Here is a 403-nt window from a genome sequence, read left to right on the forward strand (position 1 = left end):
GAAAAACCTGTTTCTCGGTGCAAGAACGGTAGTCAGCAGGCTAAAACATAAAGAAGCGACCACAGAGAAAGAACGCTGGATAAAAAACCTACTCGCCAAGAAAAGCGTGAAATGTGTTGCCATTGCATTGGCCAACAAAACGGTTAGAACCGCCTATGCCTTACTTAAAAACGGTTCAACATACGAGCCAAAAATCTTAGCGGCATAGCACTGAGTAACAAAAGAGAAAATTAAGATAAACAGAAAAAGAAAGCCAAAAGCATACTGAGATTACCCCCAGTATTGAACAAGCCAAGATAGAGCATTAAGCGGTGAGACCCACCCGTGAGAGCCTGTTAAACCGCAGGTGTATACAAATACCGCGTGGGAGAGAAGGCACAAGGGCGCGAATACATCAAAGAGG

At 44.2% G+C, this 403-nt stretch carries 1 pseudogene; it reads left to right on the forward strand.

What is annotated here, in order from left to right:
- A pseudogene (locus CWC11_RS22880) lies at window positions 1–208 on the forward strand (IS110 family transposase); the annotation flags it as partial.
- Window positions 209–403: the final 195 nt, after the last annotated feature.

Origin of the sequence: Pseudoalteromonas sp. S3178 (assembly GCF_005886985.1) — a bacterium.
GTDB classification, from domain to species: Bacteria; Pseudomonadota; Gammaproteobacteria; order Enterobacterales; family Alteromonadaceae; genus Pseudoalteromonas; species Pseudoalteromonas carrageenovora.